Annotated in this window: 28 protein-coding genes; 9 read left to right on the forward strand and 19 right to left on the reverse strand. The window is 69.4% G+C overall.

Annotation, left to right across the window (positions count from 1 at the left end):
• Positions 1-13: 13 nt before the first annotated feature.
• The 9 genes from AC3A6X_RS25785 to AC3A6X_RS25825 all read right to left on the reverse strand — a co-directional run bounded on the left by AC3A6X_RS25785 (position 14) and on the right by AC3A6X_RS25825 (position 6,936).
• Positions 14-1,003: a glycerophosphodiester phosphodiesterase gene (locus AC3A6X_RS25785; RefSeq protein ID WP_487844849.1), complete on the reverse strand. Its 990-nt coding sequence runs from the start codon at positions 1,001-1,003 to the stop codon at positions 14-16.
• The gene (locus tag AC3A6X_RS25790) at positions 1,000-1,578 is read right to left on the reverse strand and encodes a DUF1439 domain-containing protein (RefSeq protein ID WP_487844850.1); all 579 of its coding nucleotides are present in this window, start codon (positions 1,576-1,578) and stop codon (positions 1,000-1,002) included. Before AC3A6X_RS25790 ends, AC3A6X_RS25785 begins: the two co-directional genes overlap by 4 nt.
• A 30-nt stretch (positions 1,579-1,608) precedes the next feature.
• Complete coding sequence (locus tag AC3A6X_RS25795) at positions 1,609-2,394, reverse strand: amino acid ABC transporter ATP-binding protein (protein WP_487844851.1); 786 nt, start codon at positions 2,392-2,394, stop codon at positions 1,609-1,611.
• Complete coding sequence (locus tag AC3A6X_RS25800; protein ID WP_309964092.1) at positions 2,378-3,031, reverse strand: amino acid ABC transporter permease; 654 nt, start codon at positions 3,029-3,031, stop codon at positions 2,378-2,380. Before AC3A6X_RS25800 ends, AC3A6X_RS25795 begins: the two co-directional genes overlap by 17 nt.
• Before the next feature lie 7 nt (positions 3,032-3,038).
• Positions 3,039-3,695, reverse strand: coding sequence for an amino acid ABC transporter permease (locus tag AC3A6X_RS25805; protein ID WP_487844852.1), 657 nt, complete (start codon positions 3,693-3,695; stop codon positions 3,039-3,041).
• A gap of 131 nt (positions 3,696-3,826) precedes the next feature.
• Positions 3,827-4,618 (reverse strand): transporter substrate-binding domain-containing protein, encoded by a 792-nt coding sequence (locus AC3A6X_RS25810; protein WP_487844853.1) that lies wholly within the window; start codon positions 4,616-4,618, stop codon positions 3,827-3,829.
• Entirely contained in the window at positions 4,615-5,409 is a 795-nt protein-coding gene (locus AC3A6X_RS25815) for a GntR family transcriptional regulator (RefSeq protein ID WP_487844854.1), read from the reverse strand. The genes AC3A6X_RS25810 and AC3A6X_RS25815 overlap by 4 nt, the downstream gene beginning before the upstream one ends.
• A gap of 78 nt (positions 5,410-5,487) precedes the next feature.
• The gene (locus AC3A6X_RS25820) at positions 5,488-6,453 is read right to left on the reverse strand and encodes a Bug family tripartite tricarboxylate transporter substrate binding protein (protein ID WP_487844855.1); all 966 of its coding nucleotides are present in this window, start codon (positions 6,451-6,453) and stop codon (positions 5,488-5,490) included.
• A gap of 42 nt (positions 6,454-6,495) precedes the next feature.
• Positions 6,496-6,936, reverse strand: coding sequence for an OsmC family protein (locus AC3A6X_RS25825; protein ID WP_162574215.1), 441 nt, complete (start codon positions 6,934-6,936; stop codon positions 6,496-6,498).
• Positions 6,937-7,125: 189 nt separating this feature from the next.
• Here AC3A6X_RS25825 and AC3A6X_RS25830 point away from each other — a divergent pair, with 189 nt between their 5' ends.
• Positions 7,126-8,817 carry a long-chain fatty acid--CoA ligase gene (locus AC3A6X_RS25830; RefSeq protein WP_487844856.1) on the forward strand — a complete coding sequence of 564 codons (1,692 nt, stop codon included), beginning with the start codon at positions 7,126-7,128 and terminating at the stop codon, positions 8,815-8,817.
• 22 nt (positions 8,818-8,839) lie between these two features.
• On the opposite strand, the gene AC3A6X_RS25835 is transcribed toward AC3A6X_RS25830, so the two are convergent.
• The 5 genes from AC3A6X_RS25835 to AC3A6X_RS25855 all read right to left on the reverse strand — a co-directional run bounded on the left by AC3A6X_RS25835 (position 8,840) and on the right by AC3A6X_RS25855 (position 12,063).
• On the reverse strand, positions 8,840-9,229 hold the full coding sequence (locus AC3A6X_RS25835) for a lysozyme inhibitor LprI family protein (RefSeq protein WP_487844857.1): 390 nt from the start codon (positions 9,227-9,229) through the stop codon (positions 8,840-8,842).
• Positions 9,230-9,275: 46 nt separating this feature from the next.
• Positions 9,276-9,761, reverse strand: coding sequence for a RidA family protein (locus AC3A6X_RS25840; RefSeq protein WP_487844858.1), 486 nt, complete (start codon positions 9,759-9,761; stop codon positions 9,276-9,278).
• Entirely contained in the window at positions 9,758-10,180 is a 423-nt protein-coding gene (locus AC3A6X_RS25845) for a GNAT family acetyltransferase (RefSeq protein WP_309964117.1), read from the reverse strand. Before AC3A6X_RS25845 ends, AC3A6X_RS25840 begins: the two co-directional genes overlap by 4 nt.
• Positions 10,181-10,243: 63 nt before the next feature.
• The gene (locus AC3A6X_RS25850) at positions 10,244-10,654 is read right to left on the reverse strand and encodes a VOC family protein (protein ID WP_487844859.1); all 411 of its coding nucleotides are present in this window, start codon (positions 10,652-10,654) and stop codon (positions 10,244-10,246) included.
• 62 nt (positions 10,655-10,716) lie between these two features.
• Entirely contained in the window at positions 10,717-12,063 is a 1,347-nt protein-coding gene (locus tag AC3A6X_RS25855) for an NAD(P)/FAD-dependent oxidoreductase (RefSeq protein ID WP_487844860.1), read from the reverse strand.
• A 168-nt stretch (positions 12,064-12,231) separates the two neighbouring features.
• Between AC3A6X_RS25855 and egtB the strand changes: the two genes are divergently transcribed.
• The 5 genes from egtB to AC3A6X_RS25880 all read left to right on the forward strand — a co-directional run bounded on the left by egtB (position 12,232) and on the right by AC3A6X_RS25880 (position 16,073).
• Positions 12,232-13,482: an ergothioneine biosynthesis protein EgtB gene (egtB, locus tag AC3A6X_RS25860; protein WP_487844861.1), complete on the forward strand. Its 1,251-nt coding sequence runs from the start codon at positions 12,232-12,234 to the stop codon at positions 13,480-13,482.
• On the forward strand, positions 13,482-14,468 hold the full coding sequence (gene egtD, locus AC3A6X_RS25865; RefSeq protein ID WP_487844862.1) for an L-histidine N(alpha)-methyltransferase: 987 nt from the start codon (positions 13,482-13,484) through the stop codon (positions 14,466-14,468). Before egtB ends, egtD begins: the two co-directional genes overlap by 1 nt.
• A 37-nt stretch (positions 14,469-14,505) precedes the next feature.
• Positions 14,506-14,787 (forward strand): DUF427 domain-containing protein, encoded by a 282-nt coding sequence (locus tag AC3A6X_RS25870; RefSeq protein ID WP_309964130.1) that lies wholly within the window; start codon positions 14,506-14,508, stop codon positions 14,785-14,787.
• Entirely contained in the window at positions 14,784-15,527 is a 744-nt protein-coding gene (locus AC3A6X_RS25875; protein WP_487844863.1) for a 2OG-Fe dioxygenase family protein, read from the forward strand. The genes AC3A6X_RS25870 and AC3A6X_RS25875 overlap by 4 nt, the downstream gene beginning before the upstream one ends.
• 108 nt (positions 15,528-15,635) lie before the next feature.
• A complete protein-coding gene (locus tag AC3A6X_RS25880) occupies positions 15,636-16,073 on the forward strand; it encodes a universal stress protein (protein ID WP_106558688.1) in 438 nt (145 codons plus the stop codon).
• A 19-nt stretch (positions 16,074-16,092) separates the two neighbouring features.
• Here AC3A6X_RS25880 and AC3A6X_RS25885 read toward each other — a convergent pair whose 3' ends face one another.
• On the reverse strand, positions 16,093-16,734 hold the full coding sequence (locus tag AC3A6X_RS25885; RefSeq protein ID WP_487844864.1) for an RluA family pseudouridine synthase: 642 nt from the start codon (positions 16,732-16,734) through the stop codon (positions 16,093-16,095).
• A 107-nt stretch (positions 16,735-16,841) separates the two neighbouring features.
• Here AC3A6X_RS25885 and AC3A6X_RS25890 point away from each other — a divergent pair, with 107 nt between their 5' ends.
• Complete coding sequence (locus tag AC3A6X_RS25890; protein WP_487844906.1) at positions 16,842-18,077, forward strand: MFS transporter; 1,236 nt, start codon at positions 16,842-16,844, stop codon at positions 18,075-18,077.
• Here AC3A6X_RS25890 and AC3A6X_RS25895 read toward each other — a convergent pair.
• Together AC3A6X_RS25895 and AC3A6X_RS25900 are read right to left on the reverse strand one after the other, a co-directional pair.
• Entirely contained in the window at positions 18,074-18,376 is a 303-nt protein-coding gene (locus AC3A6X_RS25895) for a 2Fe-2S iron-sulfur cluster-binding protein (RefSeq protein ID WP_487844865.1), read from the reverse strand. The two genes, AC3A6X_RS25890 and AC3A6X_RS25895, sit on opposite strands and share 4 nt — an antisense overlap.
• Entirely contained in the window at positions 18,373-18,663 is a 291-nt protein-coding gene (locus tag AC3A6X_RS25900) for a hypothetical protein (protein WP_487844908.1), read from the reverse strand. The genes AC3A6X_RS25895 and AC3A6X_RS25900 overlap by 4 nt, the downstream gene beginning before the upstream one ends.
• Here AC3A6X_RS25900 and AC3A6X_RS25905 point away from each other — a divergent pair.
• Positions 18,601-19,119 (forward strand): N-acetyltransferase family protein, encoded by a 519-nt coding sequence (locus AC3A6X_RS25905; RefSeq protein ID WP_487844866.1) that lies wholly within the window; start codon positions 18,601-18,603, stop codon positions 19,117-19,119. The genes AC3A6X_RS25900 and AC3A6X_RS25905 overlap by 63 nt on opposite strands.
• 22 nt (positions 19,120-19,141) lie before the next feature.
• A complete protein-coding gene (locus AC3A6X_RS25910; protein WP_487844867.1) occupies positions 19,142-20,059 on the forward strand; it encodes a DUF808 domain-containing protein in 918 nt (305 codons plus the stop codon).
• On the opposite strand, the gene mnmH is transcribed toward AC3A6X_RS25910, so the two are convergent.
• Both mnmH and AC3A6X_RS25920 read right to left on the reverse strand, forming a co-directional pair.
• Positions 20,051-21,100 (reverse strand): tRNA 2-selenouridine(34) synthase MnmH, encoded by a 1,050-nt coding sequence (mnmH, locus tag AC3A6X_RS25915; RefSeq protein ID WP_487844868.1) that lies wholly within the window; start codon positions 21,098-21,100, stop codon positions 20,051-20,053. The genes AC3A6X_RS25910 and mnmH overlap by 9 nt on opposite strands.
• The gene (locus AC3A6X_RS25920; RefSeq protein WP_106558694.1) at positions 21,100-21,318 is read right to left on the reverse strand and encodes a hypothetical protein; all 219 of its coding nucleotides are present in this window, start codon (positions 21,316-21,318) and stop codon (positions 21,100-21,102) included. The genes mnmH and AC3A6X_RS25920 overlap by 1 nt, the downstream gene beginning before the upstream one ends.
• Positions 21,319-21,368: the final 50 nt, after the last annotated feature.

Raw genomic sequence — 21,368 nt, forward strand, 5'->3', positions numbered from 1 at the left:
GCCGCAAGAACGCTCAGGGCTTCGCAGGCGCCGGCAGCGGCATGCGGCGCTCGCGCATCAGGTCGCGCAGCAGCGCCGGGTCGTCGGTGATGAGGCCGTCGACCTTCCAGTCCATCAGCCTCGCCATGTCGGCACGCTGGTTCACCGTCCAGGGCACGACCTGGAAGCCCAGCGCCTGCGCCTCCTGGACCTGCGCCGCCGTGAGGTCGGCGAAGGCCGGCGACCAGATCACCGGGCCCGGGCTGTTGCCGACCGCGGCCTTCACCAGGCGCGGCACCGAGCCGAAGTCCTCGAGCCGCAGGCCGGAGGTCCAGCGCGGGTCCCTGAGCGTGCGGCCGGTCGTGAGATAGGCGCGCTGCAACTGCGGCGCCCACTGGCCGACCAGCGCCAGCGTGCGCCAGTCGAAGCTCTGCACGGTCACGCGCGGACCCATGCCGGACTTGTCGATCTCGGCCAGCAGCGCGCGCACCATCGGGTCCGGCGCTGCGGTTTCCTCGGGCCGGCTCGGGTCCAGCTTGGTCTCGATGTTGAAGCGCACCTGCGCCGCGCCGCGTGCGCGCACCCGCTCGAAAAGCGCGGCCAGCGTCGGGATGCGCTCGCCGTCGCGCGGCACCTGCAGGGCGAACTGCTTGCCGTAGTGGGTGGCGGGGTCGATGCGGCCGACGTCGTAGGTCTGCAGCTGCGCGAGCGTCAGCGCGCGGATTGCCGGGCCCTTGGCAGTGAGGAAGGCGCCGTTCGCATCGCGCGTGTGCTCGGGGTTGAGCACCGTGTCGTGCGAGATCACCACCACGCCGTCGGCGGTGAGCCCGATGTCGAGCTCGAGCGTGGTCACGCCCATCTCCATCGCGTTGTCGAAGGCGGCCAGCGTGTTCTCCGGCGCGAGCGCGCGGCCGCCGCGGTGGGCCTGGAGGTCGAAGTCGCGCTTCGGAGCGGGCGCGAGCGCCGAGCATGCCGTGAGCAGCGATGCAGCGAGCAGCCAGGGTGCGCAGTGGATGAGCTTCATTTCAATTGAACCTTGATGCCGTCCTGTTGCACCGTGATGTCACCGATCTCGTAGGTCTTGCGCCCCACCGTCAGTTCCTCGGCGGTGAAGGTGCGCAGCGGCTGGTCGCGCAGCAGCTCCTGCGCGACCACCGCGCCGATCTGCTGCAGGCGCTCGGCATCGCGCCCGGTCACGCCCTGCAGCTCGAGCCGCTCGGCCTTGGGCTGGTCGAGCCGCAGCGCGCGGGCCGGTACGTCGTACCTGAGCGCGCTGCTGACCGAGACCACGCCCTCGACCGTCGACGGCCGCAGGAGCGGGCTCGCGATGCTCAGCACGGCCGTGATCGCGGCGCGGTTGGCGGCGGCGTCCAGGCCCAACTGCGGATCGCGCAGTGCGACGGTGAAGATCTCGGCGTAGCGCTGCTGAACCGGGAAGCGCTTGGCGATCTGCGCCTGCAGCTCTTCACGGCTCGCGGTGTATTCGCTGGTGAAGAAATTGAAGCCCGCCAGCGCTGCGATGGGGGCGGACGCGGCGCCACCGAGCAGGGCGCGAAGAACAAGACGGCGGGACGGCGGCAAGAAGGAGCGGTAGTGCATACCGCTGCGAGCTTGCCACAGCCCGATGGTTCAATCGTGAAGCGACGAAAGGAACTGTTTCAGCTCGGGCGTCTGCGGATTGCCGAACAGCTCGGCCGGCGGCCCCATCTCGTGTACGCGCCCCTGGTGCATGAAGATCACGCGGTCGCTGACCTTGCGCGCGAAGCTCATCTCGTGCGTCACCATCAGGAGCGTCATGCCCTCGTCGGCCAGCGACTCGACCACGCGCAGCACCTCGCCCACGAGCTCCGGGTCGAGCGCCGAGGTGATCTCGTCGCACAGCAGCACGGCAGGCTCCATCGCCAGGGCGCGCGCGATGGCCACGCGCTGCTGCTGGCCGCCCGAGAGCTGGTCGGGCATGGCGTCGAACTTCTGCTCCAGGCCCACGCGGGTGAGCAGCTTGCGGGCCTGCGAGGCGGCTTCCAGGCTGCTGCGCTTTTTCACCAGCGTCGGCGCCAGCATCACGTTGCGGCCCACCGAGAGATGCGGGAACAGGTTGAAGCTCTGGAAGATCATGCCCACGTGCTGCCGCAGCTCGCGCATCGCCATCGCGCTCTCGTGCAGCAGCGGCTTGCCGTCGACCGTGAGCGAGCCTTCCTGGAACGCCTCGAGGCCGTTGATGCAGCGAAGCAGCGTGCTCTTGCCCGAGCCGCTCTTGCCGATGATGGCGATCACCTCGCCGCGCTTGACTTCGAGGTCGATGCCCTTGAGCACCTCGTTGCTGCCGTAGGCCTTGCGCAGCGCGGTGATGCGGACGATGGGCGCGCCGCCGGCGGTTTCTGCAGCGGCGGCGGGAGCTTCAGCGACGAGCGCCATGGATCTTCCTTTCGAGGTTCTTGGCGTACAGGCTCACGGGGAAGCACAGCGCGAAATAGAGCAGGGCCACGCAGCTGAAGACCACGAAGGGCTTGAAGGTGGCGTTGGAGATCATGCTGCCGGCCTTGGTCAGCTCGACGAAGCCGATCACCGAGGCCAGGGCCGTGCCCTTGATCACCTGCACCAGGAAGCCCACGGTGGGCGCGATGGCGATGCGCGTGGCCTGCGGCAGGATCACATGGCGCATCTGCTCGCCGAAGCTCAGGGCCAGGCTGCCAGAGGCCTCCCACTGGCCCTTGGGGATGGCGGCCACGCAGCCGCGCCAGATCTCGGTGAGGAAGGCGCTGGTGTAGAGCGTGAGCGCCACCGAGGCCGCGGTCCAGGCCGAGACCTCGATGCCGAAGAGCGCGATGCCGAAGTAGGCCAGGAACAACTGCATCAGCAGCGGTGTGCCCTGGAACAGTTGTACATAGAGACCGATCAGCCGTTCGGCAACGCGGCCGCCCGACAGGCGCAGGAACAGCAGCAAGCCGCCCACCACGCCGCCGCCGACGAAGGCGATGAGCGACAGCGCTACCGTCCAGCGCAAGGCCAGCAGCAGGTTGCGCAGGATGTCCCAGAGGGAGAACTCGACCATGTTCGACCTATTTTCCGAAGAAGAACTTCGGCCCCGCCCAGTTGAGCAATCGCCGTGCGGCCACCGACAGCGCCAGGTAGATGACGGTCGCGATGATGAAGGCCTCGAAGGCGCGGAAGTTGCGGCTCTGGATCAGGTTGGCCGCGTAGCTCAGCTCCTCGGTCGAGATCTGGCTGCACACGGCCGAGCCCAGCATCACGATGATGATCTGGCTCACCATCGCGGGCCACACCTTCTTCAGCGCGGGCGGCAGCACCACGCGCGTGAACACCTGGACCTTGTTCAGCGCCAGGCTGACGGCGGCCTCGATCTGGCCGCGCGGCGTGGCCTCGATGCCGGCGCGGATGATCTCGGTGGCGTAGGCGCCGAGGTTCATCACCATCGCGATCACCGAGGCCACCTCGGGCGAGAGCTTGAAGCCCGCCGCCGGCAGCCCGAAGAAGATGAAGAAGAGCTGCACGATGAAGGGCGTGTTGCGGATCAGCTCCACGTAGCTGCCGACGATCCAGCGCAGCCAGGCCGGCCCGCTCGCGCGGGCCCAGGCGCAGGCGATGCCCACCGCCATGCCGATCAGCGTGGCGACGAGCGTGAGGCCCAGCGTCCAGAGGATGCCCTTGGCCAGCAGCGGCCAATCGACAAGAACTGCGCCGAAATCGAAGTTCATAACGGACCTTGAGGAGCGGCGGCGCCGCGACTGTTCGGGAGACACCGCGGAACCGGCTTTGCCGGGCCGCTGGTGTCGCCCCCTTGAGGGGGGATTCGGCTACACGAAGTGAGCAAGAAACGGGGGTGGGCTCATGACGGCAGGTCGCCGGCTTCCTTGCCGAGGTACTTCTTCGACATGGCATCGAGCGTGCCGTCTTTCTTGGCGGCGGCGATGATCTCGTTGACCTTGGCCTTCAGCGCGTCCTCGCCCTTGGCGATGCCGACGAAGCAGGGGCTGTCCTTCAGCAGCAGCTTGTACTCGGCGCCCAGCTGCGGGTTCTTCTGCATCATGTTGCCGGCCACGGCGGCGCTGGTGGCGATGGTCTGCGTCTGGCCGGCGACGAAGGCGGCGATGGTGGCGTTGTTGTCCTCGAAGCGCTTGTAGTCGACGTTGGCCGGCGCCACCTTGGCGAGCTCCTGATCTTCCATGGCGCCGCGGGTCACGGCCACGCTCTTGCCGGCCATGTCGGCAAAGCTCTTGATGCTGAGGCTCTTGGACGCATACACGGCCTGGAAGAAGGGCGCGTAGGCGGCGCTGAAGTCGATCACCTTCTCGCGCTCGGCGTTCTTGCCCAGCGTGGAGATCACGAGGTCGGCCTTCTTGGTCTGCAGGTAGGGGATGCGGTTGGCGCTGGTGACGGGCACCAGCTCGGCCTTGACGCCCAGCTTGGCGGCGATCAGCTTGGCCATCTCCACGTCGAGGCCCTGGGGCGCCATGTCGGGGCCGACGAAGCCGTAGGGCGGGTAGTCGGTGGGAATGGCGACCTTGAGGGTCTTGGACTTCAGCACGTTGTCGAGCGCGCTCTGGGCGTGGGCAGCGCCGGTGGCGAGCAGGGCGGCCGAGGCGAGGGTCAGCGCGAACTGGCGCTTCGAGATCTTCATAACAGGGCTCCTAGGTAAGTCGAAGAATCGTCGGGTGAGGGGGTGGCGCCGGAGGCCTGGGTCTTGGTCTTGCCCCGGCTACGCAAGAGCTGTGCCTTGGCCTTGGCGCCGGGCGGCGTGCCCTGAAGCGGTGCGAGCGCGTCGCGCAGCTGGGCCAGCGGGTCGGCCTGGGCCTGCACGCGCAGGGCCGATTGAACGGTGCCGATGTGCTCGACCATCAGCGCCTCGGCGCCGGCGGTGTCGCCGCGCTCCAGCGCCGCGACGATGCGCACATGGTCCTCGCAGGACTGCGCGGCGTCGTGCGAGGACTGGTAGAGCATGGCGATGAGCGTGGTGCGCGCGGTGAAGTCGCGCAGCGTGTCGGCCAGCAGCGAATTGCCCAGGCACTCGGCCAGGCACACATGGAAGTCGCCCAGCAGGTAGCTGCGCGTGCCGACGTCGCTGCCCTTGAGCGCGGCCTTCTCGCGCTGCAGGTGCGCCTTGAGCGAGCGCAGCGCGTCCTTGCCGATGCGGCCGGCGCTGCGGATCAGGCCGGACTCGATCACGCGGCGCGCCTCGAAGGCCTCGCGCGCCTCGTCCTGCGAGGGCTCGATCACGTACCAGCCGCGCCGGGCGCTCACCGTGACGATGCCGCGCGCCGCCAGGCGGGTGAGCGCCTCCCGCACGATGGTGCGGCTGCAGTCGAACAGCATCGCGAGCTGCTGCTCGCCCAGGCGCGCGCCCGGGGCGAGCTTCTGCGCCATCACCGCTTCGACGATGCGTGCACTGATTTCGGGAGCGGTGATGGACATGTGCCTGCATGCCAGCAGGTTCCATGCCTGCTTGTATGCAAGATCTGTGCACCAATCAGGCGCACCGGATGCCCAACATCAGTCCATCCTGGCGCCCGAGGCCTTGACGGCCTTTTCCCAGCGCGGGGTTTCCGCGGCCAGGAAGCGGGCGAAATCCTCGCTGCCCAGGAAGGCCGGGTCGGCGCCCTGGCTGGTCATGCGCTCGCGCACCTCCGGGTTGCTCAGCACCTGCCGGAAGGCGTCGGCGAGCTTCGCGACCACCTCCTTCGGCGTCCCGGCCGGCGCGAGAAAGCCATAGAAGCCGACCACCTCGAAGCCCTTGATGCCGGACTCGATGACGGTCGGGATGTCGGGCAGGGCGGGGTTGCGCGCGGCGCTGGTAACGGCCAGCGCCCGCACCTTGCCCTGCTTGTGGTAGTTGGCCGCCTGCGGAATGGATTCGGCCATGAACTGCACCTGGCCGCCCATCAGGTCGGTAAAGGCCGGCGCGCTGCCCCGATAGGGGATGTGGACCATGTAGAGACCGGTGGCGGTCTTGAACATCTCCGGCACCAGGTGGCTGATGCCGCCGTTGCCTGCCGAGCCGTAGTTGATCTGCCCGGGGCGGGCCTTGGCATAGCGCACGAACTCCTCGAGGCTGTTCACGGGCAGCTTGGGCGTGACCAGCAGCGCCAGCGGCTGCATCGCAGTGCGCGCGATGGGCGTGAAGTCGCGCAGGGTGTTGTAGGGCAGCTTGCTGTAGAGCGCGCCGTTGATCACGGCCACGCCCGTGTTGGCGAGCATGAGGGTGTAGCCGTCCGCAGGGCTCTTGGCCACGGCGTCGGCGCCCACGGAGCCGCCGGCGCCGGGCTTGTAGTCGATCAACACCGGCTGCCCGAGCACGGCCTGCAGCTTGTCGCTGAGCAGGCGCGCGTGCTGGTCCAGCGGGCCGCCGGCCGGAAAGCCGATCACGACCTTGACGGGTTTTTCAGGAAAGGCCGCCAGGGCCGCGGCCGAGGCCGCGAGGCACCAGGCCGCAACCAGTGTCTTGCTGCTGCTGTTCATGTTCGTCTCCTCGGTGGGCGGACGATCATAAACAGCGTTTGCTCAGGTTTTCAGCGTGGCCTTCAGCGTGATCTCGGGCACGCTCGCGAGCGCCTTCGACAGCGGGCAGCCGGCCTTGGCGCCGGCTGCCAGCTCCTGGAACTTGGCCTCGTCGATGCCGGGAATCACCGCTTCCAGTTCGAGCTGGATACGGTCGATCTTGAAGCCCGGGCCATCCTTGGCCAGGCGCACCGCGGCCTGGGTGTCGATGCGAGTGGCGGTGAAGCCCGCGCCCTCGAGTGCGAAGGCCAGGGCCATCGTGAGGCAGCCCGCATGCGCAGCGCCTAGGATCTCCTCGGGATTGGTGCCGGTGCGGTCGTCCTCGAAGCGGCTCTTGAAGCCGTAGGGGTAGTCCTTGAGTGCACCGGTCTCGGTGCTGATCTGGCCCTTGCCGGTCTTGCCGGCGCCTTCCCAATGAACACTTGCGCGCTTGTCTGCTGCCATGTGAGCTCCTCGGTGGTGGGGGATGAAGAAAAGGATCCGCCGTTGTACGGCAGAACGGGCCAGCTGTCTGTCGGCCAGTCCGGACAGAGCATCTTTCGGCGGGAAGTCGCCGATGTGACGCCGTCGGGGCTTCCCCGATGCGGCCGGCGGGCGTGGCGTCGTAGGCTTGCCCCTCCCATTGGAGCCTGTATGGATCGTCCGCACTTCAAGTTCTGGCCGCAGCGCCTGCCTCGCTCGCTCACCGTTCCCGCCACCTCGCTGTGGCACAACCTCGCCACCGCCGCCGAGCGCTTTCCCGACAAGACGGCGCTGGTCTTCTTCGGCCGCGAGACCTCCTACCGCGAGCTGGCGGCGCAGGCCGAGCGGCTGGCGGGCACGCTGCACGCGCTGGGCGTGAAGCGCGGCGACCGCGTGGTGCTGGACATGCAGAACTGCCCGCAGCTGGTGGTCGCGCATTTCGCGATCCTGCGCGCCAATGCGGTGGTGGTGCCGGTCAATCCGATGAACCGGGCCGAGGAGCTCAAGCACTACATCACCGACCCGGATGCCAAGGTCGCCATCACCACCGGCGACCTGGCGCCCGAGCTCGCCAAGGCCAGCGACGCGCTCGCTCCCGGCGAGCGCCTGGCGCACCTGATCGTCACGCAGTTCACCGATGCCTTCGACCCCGAGGCGCAGGGCGACGAGGCGCCGCCGCCGGCCTGGCGCGACTGGCTGCTCACGCGCCATCCGCTGCCCGCGCTGGCCGGCGGCGAGGTCATGGCCTGGACCGATGCGCTGGCCGCCGGCCACGCGCCGCCCGCGCACGAGGTGGGCGCGAACGACATGGCGCTGCTGCCCTACACCAGCGGCACCACCGGCCTGCCCAAGGGCTGCGTCCACCATCACTCCAGCCTGATGCACAACGCGTACGCCTGCCAACTCTGGGGCCTGGCCTCGTCGGAGACGGTGGTGCTGGCGGTGGTGCCGATGTTCCACATCACCGGCACGGTGAGCGTGCTGCACACCGTGATCATCAGCGCGGGCACGCTGGTCGTCATGCCGCGCTGGGACCGCGAAGTGGCCGGCCGGCTGATCTCGCGCCGCAAGGTCACGAGCTGGACCAACATCCCCACCATGGTGATCGACCTGCTGGGCAGCCCCAATTTCGCGAGCTTCGACCTCACGAGCCTGGTCCACATCGGCGGCGGCGGCGCCGCGATGCCGCAGGCGGTGGCGCAGCGCCTGTACGAGCAGTACGGGCTCAAGTACCAGGAGGGCTACGGACTCACCGAGACCGCGGCGCCTTCGCACACCAACCCGTTCGAGAACCCCAAGCAGCAGTGCCTGGGCATCCCCTTCATGAGCACCGACGCGCGCGTGGTCGATCCCGACACGCTCAAGGAGATGCCCATCGGCGAATCGGGCGAGATCATCATCCACGGGCCCGAGGTGTTCCAGGGCTACTGGAAGCGCCCCGATGCAACGGCGGCGGCCTTCGTCGAGTTCGAGGGCAAGCGCTTCTTCCGCTCCGGCGACATGGGCCGCATGGACGAGGACGGCTATTTCTTCATGACCGACCGCCTGAAGCGCATGATCAACGCCAGCGGCTTCAAGGTCTGGCCGGCGGAGGTCGAGCTGCTGATGTTCCGCCACCCCGCGATCCAGGAGGCCTGCGTGATCGGCACCAAGGACGCCTACCGCGGCGAATCGGTCAAGGCCGTGGTGGTGCTGCGCGCCAGCCACAAGAACACCACCGAGCAGGAGATCATCGACTGGTGCCGCGAGAACATGGCGGTCTACAAGATCCCGCGCGCCGTGCAGTTCGTCGATGTGCTGCCGAAGAGCGGGAGCGGGAAGGTGATGTGGCGGTTGCTGCAAGAGGCGGAGAACAAGGACTGAGCGGCGGCCCGCGGGCGCGTCCTCAGGCCTTGAGCCAATCCCTCAGCTGCTTGGTCCGCTGCTCGGTGTGCTCGATCTGGCAGCCGAGCGCGGCGATGTCGCGCACCGTGCCGCCTGCATTGAGCATGTACTTGGCCTTGCAGTCGTTGTCGCGGAACTGGACCCAGGCGCGCTGCGCCTGTTGCAGCAGCCTGCGGGTGCCCGCGTAGTCGACGGCTTCGTTCTTGCCGTCGGACTCGAGCGACTTCATCAGCGACTGGTAGGCGGCGTTGAGCTCCCTGTCCTTGCGCGCCAGCGCCTGCTGGGCGCACTGGTTGATCTCGACGGTGTTGCGGGTCCTGCACGGCTCCTGGGCGAAGACGATGCCGGGAAGCAGGAGCAGGGCGGCGCCGAGGCAGGGCAGCTTCTTCATTTTGTACTCCGCGATCGCTGGGGTCGGAGCACGTATTCTGCGCCGCCTAATCCCGGAATTCGACCTCCGCCTCGATCTCCACCGGAATGCCGAAGGGCAGCTCGGCCAGCCCGACCGCGCTGCGCGCATGGGCGCCGACCTCGGGGCCGTAGAGCTCGAGGATCAGTTCCGAGAAGCCGTTGATCACTGCGGGCATGCGGTCGAAGCCCGGCGCCGCGTTGACCATGCCGAACACGCGCACCCAGGCCGTGATGCGGTCCAGGTCGCCGAGGGCGCGCTGCAGGCTCGCGAGGATGCCGAGCGCGGTCAGGCGCGCCGCCTGGTGGCCCTGTTCCAGCGTGAGCTCGCGCCCGACCTTGCCGAGCGGCGTGGCCAGCGAGCCGTCGGCGTTCTGCGGGCCGTGGCCCGAGACCAGGGCCCGGTTGCCGACGATGCGCACCCAGGGAAAGGGCAGCACCACGCCGGCGGGCATGGGCAGGGGCGGCGGCAGGGCCAGGCCGAGCGACTGGAGCTTGCGTTCGATCTGTGTCATGTATCGTGGATGAGACGGCGTCCGAGGCTGATCACGTCGTCCTGCGTGTAGCCGAGCTTGCGGTAGAAGGCGACGACCTCGGCGTTCGACGAGCGCACGAGGAGGTTGATCTTCGGGCAGCCGCGCTCGATGAGCAAGCGCTCGGCCTCGTGCATGAGCGCGCGGCCGATGGCCATGCGCCGGTGCCCGGGCGAGACCGCGAGGTAGTAGACCCAGCCGCGGTGGCCGTCGAAGCCCACCATCGCGGAGCCGACGAGCGCGCCGTCGCTGCCGGTGGCGACCAGGAAGAGCTCGGGCTGCTCGCCGAGCTTGCGCTGGATGTCGCGGTGCGGGTCGTTCCATGGGCGCGTGAGGCCGCAGGCCTGCCAGAGGGCGATCACGCCGGCTTCGTCGGCGGGCTGGAAAGAGCGAATCTTCATCAGGGCAAAGGGCGAGTCGGGAAGAGGGCGAGTGTCGCCTGGCAGGCAGGCCGGCGCAGCCGTTCAGACGCCATCGGGCGGACCCTTGAGCTCGACCACGTTGCCCTCCGGGTCCTGGAGATAGATGGAAGGGCCGCGGCCCTCCGCGCCGTAGCGCGCTTCGGTCGGTCCGGCCTGCACGCCGTGGGCCGCGAGATGGTCGCGTATCACGGCCTCATCGAAAGGATCGACGCGAAGGCAGAAATGGTCGAGGTTGCGGCCTTCCCGGCCCGGCGGCGCGCCGCCGGCGCGGCCCAGCTCGCCATCGACGGGCACGAGGTCCACGATCGAGCGTCCGGCGCGCAGCTGGATCAGGCCGATGGCCTCCTGCCGGCGCTCGACCGTGCAGCCGAGCACGTCGCAGTAGAAGCGGATCATCGCGTCGAGGTCGACGACGCGCAGCACGATGTGGTCGATGTCGCGGATGTGGATCATGGCGTCCTCTCAGTCACCGTACACCACCTGTCGGCGGACGTCGAAGGAGATCGGCGGCCCCGTCAGGACTCGCCCCGGCCCCGCACCTCCGCCACCACCCGCGCATGCCGCTGGAAGCTCCAGTAGGCGCTGGCCCAGTCCATCAGCACCACGATGCGGTTGCGGAAGCCGATCAGGAAATAGGCGTGCGCGAAGAGCCAGAACAGCCAGGCCAGCCGACCCGAGAAGCGCAGCGGCCCGAGCGGCGTGCCCAGGTCGACCACGGCCGAGTTGCGCCCGATGGTGGCGAGGTTGCCGTAGTCGCGGTAGCGGAAGGGGACCGTCTCCTTGCCCGCGATGCGGCGCAGGATGTTCGCTGCCGCGGCGCGGCCCGCCTGCTTGGCACCGGGCGAGACGCCGGGCACCGGCGTGGGGTCCTTGCGGGGCCGGTAGCTCATGGCGGCAGCCAGGTCGCCCACCACGCTGATCTCCGGATGGCCGGGCAGGCTGAGGTCGGGCTGCACCTTCACGCGGCCGGCGCGGTCGCATTCGGCGCCGGTGGCCTCGGCCAGCAGCCGGCCCAGCGGCGAGGCGGCCACGCCGGCGGCCCAGATCACGCAATGGCAGGCGATGCGATGGGTGCCGGTGCCGGCGCCGCCGTCGCTGAAGGGCGATTCCACCTCCAGCCCGCCGGGCGTGACCGCCGTCACGCGGGCGTTCAGGCGCACCTGCACGCCCAGCTTCTGCAACTGCTCGAGCGCGCGCTGGCTCAGGACCTCGGGCATGGCCTGCAGCACGCGCGGGCCGCCCTCGATCAGCAGCACCTCGGCCGTGCGCGGATCGATGCGGCGGAACTCGCCGCGGAGGGTGTGGCGCGCAATCTCGGCCAGCGTGCCGGCCATCTCCACGCCGGTCGGGCCGGCGCCGATCACGGCGAAGGTGAGCAGGGCGCGCTGGCGCACCGGGTCGGGCTCGACCTCGGCCGCCTCGAAGCTCATGAGGATGCGGCGCCGGATCTCGAAGGCATCGGCCAGGGTCTTGAGGCCGGGCGCCACGGTCGACCAGTCGTCGTGGCCGAAGTAGCTGTGGGTCGCGCCGGCAGCCACGATGAGGTGGTCCCAGGGCAGGCGCGTGCCGTCGGCCAGGTGCACCTCGCGCGCGGCGGGATCGATCCGCGTCGCTTCCCCGAGCAGGGTGGTGATGTTGGGCTGGCTGCGGAACAGCAGGCGCGCCGGCGCGGCGATCGAGGGCGCCGCCAGGCCGGCGGTCGCGACCTGGTAGAGCAGCGGCTGGAACAGGTGGTGGTTGGTCTTGTCGACGATGGTGATGTCGACCGCCGCGTGCTGCAGCTTGCGCGCCGCCTCGAGGCCGCCGAAGCCGCAGCCGATGATCACGATCCTGGGGCGGCCGGAAGAGGGGGGCGTACTCATGCGCCGGATGATACGCAGCCGCCATGCACGTCCCGGCATCTTGTGCCAAAGTGGCGCGTTCGACGGGGGCCCAGGCGCTGCGGTCGGGTGCCGCGCTGCGGGCCCTTGTCCTACGGCGCCGACCTCCGTGCATGGGCTAAAAACCTTCCGATCCACAATGGAGACCCCATGAACCTCATCCAGCCGGCCAGGCCTGCGGCGGACGAGCTGCGCGATCGTTTTCAATCGGTGCGTGCGCTCAGCCTTGCATTGGCGGCGCCACTCTCGGCTGAGGACCAGTGCATCCAGTCAATGCCCGATGCCAGCCCGACCAAATGGCACCTGGCGCACACCACCTGGTTCTTCGAGACCGTGCTGCTGCAACCGCATGCGAGGGGCTACCGCGTCTTCGATGCGGCCTTCGCCTACCTCTTCAATTCCTACTACGAGGCGCTGGGGCCGCGCCACCCGCGTCCGCAGCGCGGGCTGCTGACGCGGCCTTCGCTCGAGGCGGTGCAGGCCTACCGGCGCCATGTGGACGAGGCGGTCGATGCGCTGCTCGCCGGCGCCGGCGAGGACACGGACTGGGAGGCGATCGCGCCGATCATCGAGCTGGGCCTGAACCACGAGCAGCAACACCAGGAGCTGATCCTCACCGACATCCTGCACGCGCTGTCCTGCAATCCGCTGCTGCCGGCCTACCGCGCGGCGCCCACGCCGGCGCTGCGGCTGGCCTCGGTAGCGCCGGCGATGCGCTGGCTCTCGCGGCCGGGCGGCGTGGTCGAGGTCGGCCATGCCGGCGGCGGCTTCAGCTTCGACAACGAGACGCCGCGCCACGCGACTCTGCTGCAGCCCTACGCGATCGCGGACCGGCTGGTGAACTGCGGCGAGTACGCGCAGTTCATCGCCGACGGCAGCTACCAGCGGCCCGAGCTCTGGCTCTCCGACGGCTGGGCCGCGGTGCAGGCGCAGGGCTGGCGCCATCCGCCGTACTGGCTCGCGCCCGACGATCCGCGCCTCGTCCATCACGGCGCGACCGCAGGCTGGCACGTCTTCGGCCTGCACGGCGTGCGGCCGCTGGAGCCCGAGGCGCCGGTCTCGCAACTGAGCTTCTACGAAGCCGCCGCCTACGCCGAGTGGGCCGGCGCGCGGCTGCCCACCGAGTTCGAGTGGGAGGCCGCGCACGACGCGCCCGGCATCTCGCAGATGAGCGGCCAGGTCTGGCAGTGGACGCGCTCCTCCTACGACCCCTATCCGGGCTTTCGCCCACTGTCGGGCGTGGCGGCCGAATACAACGGCAAGTTCATGGTCGGCCAGCTGGTGCTGCGCGGCGGCAGCGTGGCCACGCCCGCGGGCCATGCGCGGCCCAGCTACCGCAACTTCTTCCCGCCGGCCGCGCGCTGGCAGTTTTCCGGGCTGCGGCTCGCGAAGGATCTCTGATGGCCTTGCCTTCAACGAGCCTGCATGCCTTCCGCAGCGCGCAGCGCGCAGCGCCGCTCTCCGACTTCGGCCGCGAGCTGTTCGAGGGCCTCTGCCGCAGCCCGCGCAGCATCTCGCCCAAGTTCTTCTACGACGTGGCCGGCTCGCAGCTTTTCGACCGCATCTGCGATCTGCCCGAGTACTACCCGACGCGCACCGAGATGCGCATCCTCACCGAATGCGCCCCCGAGATCGCGGCGCAGATCGGACCGAACGCCGACGTCGTCGAGTTCGGCGCGGGCTCGCTCACCAAGGTGCGGCTGCTGCTCGACGCGCTGCATGCGCCGCGGCGCTATGTGCCGATCGACATCTCGGGCGAGCATCTCGAAGCGGCGGCGCAGCGCCTGCGTGCCGACTATCCGCGGCTCGCGGTACAGCCCGTGGTGGCCGACTACACCATGCCGCTGGTGCTGCCCTCGCGCGGCGAGGGCCTGGGCCAGCGCGTGGGCTTTTTCCCCGGCTCGACGCTCGGCAACTTCAGCCCCGAGGAGGCGCTGGCCTTCCTGCAGCTCGCGCAGCGCCTGCTGCGCGGTGGCGGCCTGCTGCTGGGCGTGGATCTGGTCAAGGACCCGGCGCGGCTGCATGCCGCCTACAACGACGCGCAGGGCGTGACCGCGGCCTTCAACCTCAACCTGCTGCGCCGCGCCAACCGCGAGCTCGGCACCGACTTCGACCTCGAGGGCTTCACGCACGCGGCCTTCTACAACGCGCCCCTGCGCCGCATCGAAATGCACCTGGTGAGCCGCCGCGCGCAGAGCGTCGGGCTGGACGGCCAGCGCTTCGACTTCGAGGAGGGCGAGACCATCCACACCGAGAACTCGTACAAGTTCACCGTCGAGGGCCTGCACGCGCTGGCCGTGAAGGCGGGGCTCAGGCCGGCGGCGGTATGGACCGACCCGGAGCGGCTCTTCAGCGTGCACTGGCTGCAGTCGCCCGCGGCACAATAGCTCCGTCGTCCCGCGTTCGGCGGGCTTGGAGACCTGGATGAAAGCAACCTGGAACGGCGTCACCATCGCCGAGAGCGACGACACCGTGCTCGTCGAAGGCAACCACTATTTCCCGGCGAGCGCGCTCAACCGCGACTACGTCAGCTTCAGCAACCACAAGAGCACCTGCCCGTGGAAAGGCATGGCCAGCTACTACTCGCTGCTGGTCAACGGCGAGCTCAACACCGATGCCGTCTGGTACTACGCCGACCCCAAGCCCGAGGCCGAGATGGTGCGCGACCGCGTCGCCTTCTGGAAGGGCGTGAAGGTGTCGGAGTGAGCGCAGGGAACTTCGACCCGCCGTTCACACCCCTCGACCGGCTCGTTCCGGCATTGCGCCAGGACGGCTACGCGGTGCTGAGCCCGCAGGGCGTGGCCCAGTGGCTGGGCAGCCCGCTCTCGCAGCTCGAAGTGCTGCATGCCGACTGGAACCAACTGCCGCTGGACGAATACCTGAAGGACGGCGGCCGCTACCGCACGCGGCGCCATGCCTGCTTCACGGTCGAGGACGCGATCATCGAGCAGGTGCCGCATCGCGCGCACTGGCAGCCGGTCGAGTACAACGCGCTGCATGGCGGCATGCAGCGCTGGTTTGCGCCGATGGAGTCGGGCACGCTCGTGCAGCCGGCCTGGCAGGCGCTCATCAAGGGCCTGGCCGAGGTGGCGAGCGGCCTGCGCGGCACGCAGCGCTGGTACGTGGAAGCGCACCAGTTCCGCATCGACACGGCCGAAGGCATCGGCCGGCCGACGCCCGAGGGCGCGCACCGCGACGGTGTCGACCTGGTGGCGGTGGCGCTGGTCGGCCGCCACAACATCAAGGGCGGCGAGACCCGCGTGTTCGAGGCCGCGGGCCGCCGCGGCGAGCGCTTCACGATGACGGAGCCGTGGACGCTGATGGTCATCGACGATGCGCGCGTGATCCACGAATCGACGCCGATCCAGCCGCTGGTGGACAGCCAGCCGGGCTGGCGCGACACCCTGGTCGTGACCTGCCGCGCCGGCTCCTTCCAGGGCGATTGAGCACCACCTGCCGGTCCGTAGCAGTCCTACGCCCGGTTCCCATTCCTTGGATGTACATTCAGGGCCCGGTTCGGCTGCGAGCCGTCATGTGAACAAACGAGGTCTGTCATGTTCAATCACATCCTGGTTCCGATCGACGGGTCCGAAACGTCGATGCTCGCAGTCAGCAAGGCCAGCGGGCTCGCGTTGGCCTTCGGCAGCCGCATCACCCTGATCCACGTGGTCGACAACTACCCTTTCATCGGCGTCGGCGCCGACTATGCGCTGGGCCAGAACGAATACCTGGCGGCCGCCACCAGCAGCGCCAACGCGGCGCTGGCACGCGGCGTCGCCGCGCTGGCCGCCGAAGGCCTGCACAGCGACCAGCGCGTGATCGACGGCCATGTGGTGCACGAAGGCATCGTCGACACCGCGGACGCGATCGGGGCCGATTTGATCGTGATGGGCTCGCACGGGCGCTCGGGCATCGAGAAGCTGCTGCTGGGCAGCGTCACGCAGCGCGTGCTGCAGGACGCCAAGGTGCCGGTGCTCGTGGTCAAGGGCTGAGCACCGGACCAGACACCACTCAGGCGAAAGGCGGCGCACTCTCGAAGCGCAGCACCCGGCCATCGGCGGGATGGGCGAACTCGAGTTCGCTCGCATGCAGCAGCAGCCGGTCCGCGCGCCGCTGCACGGCCTCGCTCCCGTAGAGCGCATCGCCGAGGATCGGATGGCCGATCGACAGCAGGTGCACGCGCAGCTGGTGGCTGCGGCCGGTCAGCGGCTCCAGCCACAGATGCGTGGCATCGCGCTCGGGCAGGAGCCGCTTCACGCGCCAGCGCGTGCTGCTGGGCTTGCCGTTCTGCGCATCGATCTTCTGCAGCGGGCGGTTGGGCCAGTCGGCGACGAGCGGGGCGTCGATCAGCGACCAGGCGTCGGACACCGGCAGCAATCCGTCGACGATCGCCTCGTAGCGCTTGTGCACGCGCCGCCCGGCGAAGGCATCGCCGAGCGCGCGCTGCATGGCGGGATTGCGCGCCATCAGCACCAGGCCGCTGGTGGCCATGTCGAGCCGGTGTACCACCAGCGCGTCGGGCCATCGCGCCTGCGCACGGGCGCTGAGGCAGTCCTGCTTGTCCTCGCCGCGGCCGGGCACGCACAGGAGGCCGGCGGGCTTGTCGAGCACCAGCAGGTCGGCGTCCTCGTGGATCAGGGCGAGCGCATTCATGGCCGAGCGAGTCTATGAGGCTTCGAGGCTGGGCTATCCTCGACGCGATGTCCGTCCCCGCCGCCGCCTCGCCGAATTTTTCCGATCTCACGCGCGAGCGGCCCTTCATGCGGATGTGGACCGCGCGCCTTTTCGGCACCGCGGGCAGCCAGATGCTGCTGGTCGCGATCGGCTGGCACATGTACGAGCTGACCGGCAGCGCCTGGGACCTGGGGCTGGTGGGGCTCTACCAGTTCGTGCCGGCGCTGCTGCTGGCGCTGCTCGCAGGCCACGTGGTCGATCGCCACCATCGCGGCCGCATCGTCGCCGCCTGCTTCGCGGTGCAGGGGCTGGTCGCGCTGGCGCTGCTCGTGTCCGTGCGTGGCCACCACGACACGCGCGCGCTGCTGCTCGGGCTGTCGCTGGTGCTCGGCGCGGTGCGGGCCTTCCAGATGCCGGCGCAGCAGGCCTTGACGCCGCTGCTTGTGCCGCCGCTGATGCTCCCGCGCGCCATGGCCTTCAGCTCGGCCGGCATGCAGGGCGCGATCATCGGCGGCCCGGCGCTGGGCGGCCTGCTGTTCGCCGCGGGCACCGGCGTGGTCTATGCAGCGAGCCTGCTCTTCTTCGCCATGGGCAGCCTGCTGGTGGTGCAGGTGCGCTACGACCACGCGCCACCGCCGCGCGAGCCTGTCTCGCTGGCCACGGTGTTGGCGGGCGTGAATTTCATCTGGCACCGCAAGCCGGTGCTGGGTGCGGTCTCGCTGGACCTGTTCGCGGTGCTGCTGGGCGGGGCGGTCGCGCTGCTGCCGATCTTCGCCAAGGACATCCTGCACACCGGCCCCTGGGGGCTGGGGCTGTTGCGCAGCGCGCCGGCGGTCGGGGCGCTCGTGGCCTCGATCCTGCTGACGCGGCGGCCGATCGAGCGGCACGTGGGCCGCGCGCTGCTGATCGCCGTGGCGATGTTCGGCGTGTGCATGATCGTGTTCGGCTTGTCGAGCAGCTTCATTGTTTCGCTGCTGGCGCTGGCCGTCTCGGGCGGCGCCGACATGGTCAACGTGGTGATCCGGCAGACGCTGGTGCAGCTGGAAACGCCGGACGCGATGCGCGGGCGGGTGAGCGCCGTCAACTCGATCTTCATCGGCGCCAGCAACCAGCTCGGCGAGTTCGAGTCGGGCGCCACCGCGGCGCTGCTCGGGCCGGTGGGCTCGGTGGTGGTGGGCGGCGTCGGCACCGTGCTGGTGGCGCTGGCCTGGTTCCGGCTCTTTCCGTCGCTGGCGGCGCGCGATCGTATGGTGAGGCCCGATAGCCAAGACACCCAAGGCTCCCAGGGCTCCCAGGGCTCCCAGGGCTCCCAAAGCCCCTAGAACTGCGAGAAGGCCAGGGGCACGTCCAGCCTGACGTCGCCCACCGGCTCCGCCACGCAGGGCAGGATCCACCCCTCGGCCTTTTCCTCCCGACTGAGGCCGGGCCATTCGATGCGGAAGCGCACCTCGCCGTCGAGCAGACGGCAGATGCAGGTGCGGCAGGTGCCGTTGCGGCAGGAGCTGGGCAGCTCGATGCCGGCGGATTCGGCGGATTCCAGCAAGGTGCGGCCGGCTTCGGTCTCGAAGCGGAAGCCGCCCGGCTCGATCTGCGCCGTGGTCTGCGGCGCGCCTCTGCTCATTCCTTGTTCTTGACCTTGCCGCGCGGAATGACCGCCGTCGTGACCGTGCGGACCGGTTCGAAGCCGGCGGCCGGCGCCTTCGGAGGCGACGTGTCCTTCTTCGGTTTCTTGGATTCCTTGTTGCTGCGTTGCTGTCCCTTGGGCATGTGTTCCTCCGATGAGTGGTGAATCAGTTTAGCGAGGCAGCGACAATACAACCCTTTATCGATCGTTTCCCAGCTTTCATGCCCGACTACGAAGTTCGCCCCGCCGCCATGCGCGATGCCAAGGCCATCGCCGACGTTCACGTTGCCTCCGCCCGTGCCGCTTACGTGGACATCCTTCCCGAAGACCAGCTGCGCGCGCTGGCGCCCTCCACGCGCGAGGCCAAATGGCGCGAGGCCATCGAGTTCAGCGAGCCCCAGGTACACGTGGCCGTGCTGGGCGAGGAGGTGGTGGGCTTCGTCGGCTTCGACCGCTCGCGCGATCCCAAGACGCCCTCGACCACCGGCGAGATCTGGGCCCTTTACGTGAAGCCCGAGCACTGGGACAAGGGCGTGGGCGTGGCGCTCTGGGATGCCGCGCGCGACGGCCTGGAGGAGGAGGGCTGCACGCTGGTCACCGTCTGGGTGCCGCTGCGCAACGACCGCGCGCTGCGCTTCTACGAGCTGGCCGGCTTCAAGCGCGAGATGAAGACTGCCAAGACGACGTCATTGGGCGGCACGAAGATCGAAGAGATCCGCCTCAAGCGAAACGTCGCCTGACCTTTCAAGAACAAGCTCATTCATGGCCTCCAGTCTTCTGCTCCTGCTCGACGACATCGCCACCGTCCTCGACGATGTTTCCATCCTCACCAAGGTCGCTGCCAAGAAGACCGCCGGCGTGCTGGGCGACGACCTGGCACTGAACGCCCAGCAGGTGAGCGGCGTGAAAGCCGAGCGCGAGCTGCCCGTGGTGTGGGCGGTGTGCAAGGGCTCCTTCATCAACAAGGCGATCCTGGTGCCGGCGGCGCTGCTTATCGGCACCTGGCTGCCCTGGCTGGTGACGCCGCTGCTGATGATCGGCGGCGCCTTCCTGTGCTTCGAGGGCTGCGAGAAGCTGGCGCACAAGTTCCTGCACAAGGACGAGCATGCGGCCGACGTCTCGCAGCTCGAGCAGGCGCTGGCCGATCCCGCCGTCGACCTTGTCGCGGTCGAGAAGGACAAGATCAAAGGCGCGGTGCGTACCGACTTCATCCTCTCGGCGGAAATCATCGCCATCACGCTGGGCACGGTGCAGGGCCAGCCCTTCACCACGCAACTGTCGGTGCTGGTCGGCATCGCGCTGATCATGACCATCGGCGTGTACGGCCTGGTCGCCGGTATCGTGAAGCTCGACGACGCCGGGCTCTACCTGAGCCGGCGCGAAGGCGCCGCCTCGCAGGCGCTGGGCCGCGGCATCCTGGCGGCGGCGCCCTGGCTCATGAAGGCGCTTTCCATCGCCGGCACGGCCGCCATGTTCCTGGTGGGCGGCGGCATCCTGGTGCACGGCGTGCCGGCCCTCGGCCATGCGGTCGAGGCCTGGGCAGTCAACGCGGGCAGCCTGCTGGGCGGCCTGGGCTCGATGGGCGTCAACGCGGGCGTCGGCATCGTGGCCGGCGCGATCGTGCTGGCGGCGGTCGAGCTCGCGAAGAAGGCGTTCGGGAGAAAGAAAAGCCTAGCCTAGCGCCGCCACGCGGCGCGCCAGTGCGTCGATGGCCGCATCGGAAAGATCGTCGGCCGTCACCGTCTGTCGTTCGCCCCAGCGCTCGAAATGGCTGGCTTGCGAGCGCTTGTAGGCCGGGTCGTAGTGCAGCGCGGTCAGCTCGGCGAACAGGGCCGGCAGCTCGCCCGCGGCGGCCCATTGCTGCCAGCGGCCGATCACGGCCTTGCCGTGCAGCTCCTTGAGCAGCCCGAGCTGGCGCGACAGCCCCTCGGGGTCGTCGCCCAGGTAGGCATAGTCGCGCAGCAGGTAGGCCAGTCGGGCCTCGGGCGTGGCCTCGATCTCGATGCAGCGGCTGGCCCGCATGTGCGCCACCAGCGGCAGCGGAACGTCGAGGCGGCCGATGCGCCGGCTCTCGCCCTCGACGTAGAGCGGCTGCGCCGGATCGATCCGCTCCAGCAGTTCGGCGATGCGCGTCTCGAAGGCGATCTGCGACGGCTGCGGCGTGCCGGGCAGGGCGCCCAGCAGCGAGCCCTTGTGAGCCGCGAACCCTTCGAGGTCCAGCACCTGCCGCCCCTGCAGCGCCATCGCCTGCAGCACGCGCGTCTTGGCGCTGCCGGTGGCGCCGCACAGCACGCGCAGGTCGAGCTGCGGGCAGAGCAGGGCCAGCTGCGTGATCACGTGGCGGCGCCAGCTCTTGTAGCCGCCGGCTAGCTGCTGCGCGTCCCATCCCACCAGGCGCAGCCAGGTGACCATCGAGCCGCTGCGCAGGCCGCCGCGCCAGCAGTAGACCAGGGGCTTCCAGCCGGCCGGCTGGTCGGCGAAGCGTTCCTTGAGGTGCCGCGCGAGGTTCGCCGCCACCATCGCACCGCCCACGCGGCGCGCCTCGAAGGCACCCTGCTGCTTGTAGAGCGTGCCGACGATGCGGCGCTCCTCGTCGTCGAGCACCGGGCAGTTGATGGCGCCGGGGATGTGGTCGATGGCGTACTCGCCCGGCGAGCGCGCGTCGATCAGGGTGTCGAAGCGATCGCGGTCCTCCACGCGAACGGGTGCCGGAGCGCGCATCAGCGGGCCTTGCCCCTGGCGCGCTGGACCAGGTCCACCACCACCAGGGCGATGCCGAGCACCAGCGCGAACCAGCCCACCACGTTGGCGCCGGCGATCATGTCGCGCCAGTGCGGCGATGTCAGGAAGTGGGGCGCGATCAGGACGGCCGCGCCGATGAAGATGCACAACAGGCCGCGCTCGAACATGCGGGGGGCCCTGGAAGGTCTGGAAGCCATGCCCGAGTTTACGGGGCCGGGTAGCACAGCCTGCCGCCCTGAAGTGCACC

Source organism: Variovorax sp. Soil_C_12 (assembly GCF_057657375.1).

Coding starts and splice junctions, on each gene's coding strand:
- AC3A6X_RS25850 (WP_487844859.1), bottom strand. CDS start 10,654: ATGATCCACATCCGCGACATCGACCACATCGTGCTGCGCGTCGTCGAC.
- AC3A6X_RS25840 (WP_487844858.1), bottom strand. CDS start 9,761: ATGACACAGATCGAACGCAAGCTCCAGTCGCTCGGCCTGGCCCTGCCG.
- AC3A6X_RS25880 (WP_106558688.1), top strand. CDS start 15,636: ATGTTCAATCACATCCTGGTTCCGATCGACGGGTCCGAAACGTCGATG.
- AC3A6X_RS25785 (WP_487844849.1), bottom strand. CDS start 1,003: ATGAAGCTCATCCACTGCGCACCCTGGCTGCTCGCTGCATCGCTGCTC.
- AC3A6X_RS25885 (WP_487844864.1), bottom strand. CDS start 16,734: ATGAATGCGCTCGCCCTGATCCACGAGGACGCCGACCTGCTGGTGCTC.
- AC3A6X_RS25790 (WP_487844850.1), bottom strand. CDS start 1,578: ATGCACTACCGCTCCTTCTTGCCGCCGTCCCGCCGTCTTGTTCTTCGC.
- AC3A6X_RS25870 (WP_309964130.1), top strand. CDS start 14,506: ATGAAAGCAACCTGGAACGGCGTCACCATCGCCGAGAGCGACGACACC.
- AC3A6X_RS25855 (WP_487844860.1), bottom strand. CDS start 12,063: ATGAGTACGCCCCCCTCTTCCGGCCGCCCCAGGATCGTGATCATCGGC.
- mnmH (WP_487844868.1), bottom strand. CDS start 21,100: ATGCGCGCTCCGGCACCCGTTCGCGTGGAGGACCGCGATCGCTTCGAC.
- AC3A6X_RS25910 (WP_487844867.1), top strand. CDS start 19,142: ATGGCCTCCAGTCTTCTGCTCCTGCTCGACGACATCGCCACCGTCCTC.
- AC3A6X_RS25815 (WP_487844854.1), bottom strand. CDS start 5,409: ATGTCCATCACCGCTCCCGAAATCAGTGCACGCATCGTCGAAGCGGTG.
- AC3A6X_RS25825 (WP_162574215.1), bottom strand. CDS start 6,936: ATGGCAGCAGACAAGCGCGCAAGTGTTCATTGGGAAGGCGCCGGCAAG.
- AC3A6X_RS25810 (WP_487844853.1), bottom strand. CDS start 4,618: ATGAAGATCTCGAAGCGCCAGTTCGCGCTGACCCTCGCCTCGGCCGCC.
- AC3A6X_RS25905 (WP_487844866.1), top strand. CDS start 18,601: ATGCCCGACTACGAAGTTCGCCCCGCCGCCATGCGCGATGCCAAGGCC.
- AC3A6X_RS25830 (WP_487844856.1), top strand. CDS start 7,126: ATGGATCGTCCGCACTTCAAGTTCTGGCCGCAGCGCCTGCCTCGCTCG.
- AC3A6X_RS25920 (WP_106558694.1), bottom strand. CDS start 21,318: ATGGCTTCCAGACCTTCCAGGGCCCCCCGCATGTTCGAGCGCGGCCTG.
- AC3A6X_RS25845 (WP_309964117.1), bottom strand. CDS start 10,180: ATGAAGATTCGCTCTTTCCAGCCCGCCGACGAAGCCGGCGTGATCGCC.
- AC3A6X_RS25820 (WP_487844855.1), bottom strand. CDS start 6,453: ATGAACAGCAGCAGCAAGACACTGGTTGCGGCCTGGTGCCTCGCGGCC.
- egtB (WP_487844861.1), top strand. CDS start 12,232: ATGAACCTCATCCAGCCGGCCAGGCCTGCGGCGGACGAGCTGCGCGAT.
- AC3A6X_RS25895 (WP_487844865.1), bottom strand. CDS start 18,376: ATGAGCAGAGGCGCGCCGCAGACCACGGCGCAGATCGAGCCGGGCGGC.
- egtD (WP_487844862.1), top strand. CDS start 13,482: ATGGCCTTGCCTTCAACGAGCCTGCATGCCTTCCGCAGCGCGCAGCGC.
- AC3A6X_RS25805 (WP_487844852.1), bottom strand. CDS start 3,695: ATGAACTTCGATTTCGGCGCAGTTCTTGTCGATTGGCCGCTGCTGGCC.
- AC3A6X_RS25835 (WP_487844857.1), bottom strand. CDS start 9,229: ATGAAGAAGCTGCCCTGCCTCGGCGCCGCCCTGCTCCTGCTTCCCGGC.
- AC3A6X_RS25800 (WP_309964092.1), bottom strand. CDS start 3,031: ATGGTCGAGTTCTCCCTCTGGGACATCCTGCGCAACCTGCTGCTGGCC.
- AC3A6X_RS25890 (WP_487844906.1), top strand. CDS start 16,842: ATGCGGATGTGGACCGCGCGCCTTTTCGGCACCGCGGGCAGCCAGATG.
- AC3A6X_RS25795 (WP_487844851.1), bottom strand. CDS start 2,394: ATGGCGCTCGTCGCTGAAGCTCCCGCCGCCGCTGCAGAAACCGCCGGC.